Source organism: Neobacillus sp. C211 (genome assembly GCF_051842875.1).
GTDB lineage: Bacteria > Bacillota > Bacilli > Bacillales > Cytobacillaceae > Neobacillus.
Genome location: NZ_JBPXRO010000079.1, coordinates 1 through 3,035, shown reverse-complemented (window position 1 = coordinate 3,035; position 3,035 = coordinate 1). Strand labels below are relative to the sequence as shown.

Genomic DNA, 3,035 nt, shown 5'->3' with positions numbered 1-3,035 from the left:
ACTTCATTGGTACTACGCTGCTATCCGACTCCCTACACAGTAAGAAAACTGATAGCCATAGCCATCCCATCTTTAACATAAGCACCCGTTACTTTAAGTACAATTATTCACCATCACAGCTATTGAAGTAATTGTTTAATTATTACAAGGAATCAAATGATTTAGCATTACTAATTCGATAAGCAATTAAATAGATAATAATGTAAATTGGAAAGGAATAAAAAACACTCCATTTTACAGTAGTATAAAATCCAATCCATTCAAATAAAGGTTCACCTATAAAAGAAGTCAATGCGGAATAAATAACAGCTTTAAATAAGGGATTTAGAGTTGGCTTAAATTGTAGCCAAAGCATAAGCGTTACAGGAATTAAAGTAAAATCCCAAGGTAAAAATGTTGGAATGGTAGGCAATACTCTCCCAGAATAATGCCAGAGCCCAAAAACAAGTCCTAAAAAATCAAACCAAGAAGCTACACTTAATCCAAAACCTCCAGCTAAAAGCAATCTTGCTTCACTTCCACGCTTTCGCAGTATTATCCATACAAGCCAAGGAATGATTGATAAGGCTACTGAAAGCCAAAATTCCCATCGCCATAACGTATTTTCAATCCAATAGTTTAGATAATCCACTTCGACTTGATGAATTCTTTGAAAAAACTTATCAGAACTTATAATTTCTTCTTTTCTAATCAGTGGGTCATTTTAAATCCACCTTAAAAAATAATATAACCCCAGTATTCCCCATCCTTGTTCAACTATCCTCCCTCTATATAGAAAGGAAAATCTCTCGATTTCTCGCATTCTCTCCAAATTACGTGGTAGTTTGTTTTAATATTCATTTGAGTATTGGAATAATGGTGTATTCAAGGATAATTTTGGGAACAAAGTGAAAAAGCGACTGATAGTTGTTTTACTGACTAATCCGTGCTTCGAATGTTTAAAACAATCAACCTACTAAATAATTTCAATTAAAAAAAATAAATTAAGCTGCTACCTGTAAATCAGACATATGAGGAATGTCCCTTAACATGCGTTCTTCACTAAATTCACACTGCTTTTTACCGATCGTAAACAGAATACGTATGAGCTTATTACATATTGCAATTAGAGATTGCATCTTCTTCAAAGGATTATTTTGACGCTTTGTAAAATACTCATGTAATGCTTTAAATGCAGTATTTTTAGCGACCAAAGGCATTGCAACTCGAAAGATGAGAGCTCTTAATGTCTTCCTGCCTCTCTTTGTAATTTTTGTTTGACCTTTGTGCTTTCCAGAAGTATTCTCATTAAGACTAAGCCCAGCTAGTTTGATAATCTGCCTTGGGTGGGAATAGTTACTAAGGTCTCCTACCTCGGAAAAAAAGCCTGCAACCGTGTCTTTCCCTATTCCCTTAATAGCCAACATTTGTTCAACACCAGGAATTTGATCAAGAAGTTTATCTATGTTAGATTCCAGTTCTTCGAACTTTTCATTTATTAGTTCATATTTGTCTATTAACGTGCGAAGCTCTAACTTAGCCATATCAGAACCTTCCCGAATGCCAATTGAAGCAAATGCAACCTTTTTTAGTTCTTTTATTTTACTGAGTCCCACTGCACGTTTAACAGCTTTTCGAAGATGTACTAGTATTTCTTGTTCAGAGAAATTTACTATCTCATGTGGCAATAAATTCAGTTTTAATAATTTAAAGCAGCCTTACCTTCCCATTTTTTAAACACGGTTAGGAATTCTGGGAAGTATCGGTCTATCCAATTATGGATTTGCCCTTGAACTGCTTGATGATCAACAGATAGGAGATCACGTATTTTTCTAGCCAGACGAAGTTCCGCATATACTCCTTGTGGAATATTAGGTTCAGCATATCTCCCATCTTTGACCAACTGTGCGATAACTCTAGCATCCTTTACATCATTTTTAGTTGGAGAATTATCATCTAACTCTTTACTTTTCTTCACATGCATAGGATTTACGACAACAAACTTAATATTTTGTTCCTTAAGGAAGTGAGCGAGATTAAGCCAATAATGACCTGTCGGCTCCATTCCTACGATTACTTTTTGCATTTTGTTTTGATCCATTAACTTTTTAATCCACTCTATGAAACAGTTAAAGCTAGAATTTGTATTTTCGAAGTAAAAGGGTGCCGAAAACTCTAAACCTCTAAAGTCTTGGGCTCTTGCCACATGCTTGTATTTAGCAATATCAACACCTATAATTAATGTTTGAGAAGTAATTTGAGCAATCTTTTCATTTTGGTTATAATTCATTTAAATAGCCTCCTGGTATTTGTGATTGTTGTCCTTTTTGCCTGCAAGCTTTGGAAACTCATATCATACCAAGGGGCTTTTTTATGTTCAAACCTCATATTTCTTCATTACAGGAATGCTGTCCGTTAGCTGAAAAAGTGTTTATGAATGTCATTAAAACATCCCAGTGTCTGTTTCTCTTCTATTTGGAAAACTTTCCTTAGCTATATCCTCAAGATGAAGTGTTCCGTGAATTCCATTGACTTTTTTCTTATCGACCATTTTTGAGTAAAATCTTTTATAGAAATCAGTACCCTCAAGGTTTGGGAAATCACTTACAAATGCAATATAATTACCATTCGGAAAAAGAATATCAAAAAGTTCAATGTCCACTTCATAAATTTCAAACATACTGTTAATCGCACCGTCAATTACTTGAACATTTTTTTCATAAAATTCTCCTTATAAAGTGGTTATCACAATAAATTCAACTGTAAAGAAGGTATTTCCTTATTCTACTAGCCTGCCACGTTAGCACAATAAGAAAATGTGATCGCCGCAGCCATCCCATCTTTAACATAAGCACCCTTTAGTTGAAGGAGGTGGATTGTTAGGTTTTAGGGTGAAGTCGATTATCAAACATTCCGTATTTTACAATAACAAATCATAATGTTTTTAATTTTTTACACAACTTTAACATCAATAATTATACGAATAATGGTATAATTATTGAAAAGGCTTACAATCATTGGAGTTTGAGGTGAATAAAAAATGGATTTCTATGAAA

The 3,035-nt window shown here is 33.9% G+C and carries 2 protein-coding genes and 1 pseudogene; all 3 read right to left on the bottom strand.

Annotated features, from left to right (window positions below):
- Positions 1–142: 142 nt before the first annotated feature.
- The 3 genes and pseudogenes from ACSU6B_RS28975 to ACSU6B_RS28965 all read right to left on the bottom strand — a co-directional run bounded on the left by ACSU6B_RS28975 (position 143) and on the right by ACSU6B_RS28965 (position 2,659).
- Positions 143–505 carry a CBO0543 family protein gene (locus ACSU6B_RS28975; RefSeq protein ID WP_410889926.1) on the bottom strand — a complete coding sequence of 121 codons (363 nt, stop codon included), beginning with the start codon at positions 503–505 and terminating at the stop codon, positions 143–145.
- A 478-nt stretch (positions 506–983) separates the two neighbouring features.
- Positions 984–2,269 (bottom strand): annotated as a pseudogene (locus ACSU6B_RS28970) (IS110 family transposase).
- 153 nt (positions 2,270–2,422) lie between these two features.
- Entirely contained in the window at positions 2,423–2,659 is a 237-nt protein-coding gene (locus ACSU6B_RS28965) for a hypothetical protein (RefSeq protein ID WP_410889925.1), read from the bottom strand.
- Between the last annotated feature and the right edge of the window lie 376 nt (positions 2,660–3,035).

Excerpts from the sequence above, each read along its gene's own strand:
- ACSU6B_RS28965 (WP_410889925.1), bottom strand. The coding sequence starts at position 2,659 with ATGTTTGAAATTTATGAAGTGGACATTGAACTTTTTGATATTCTTTTT.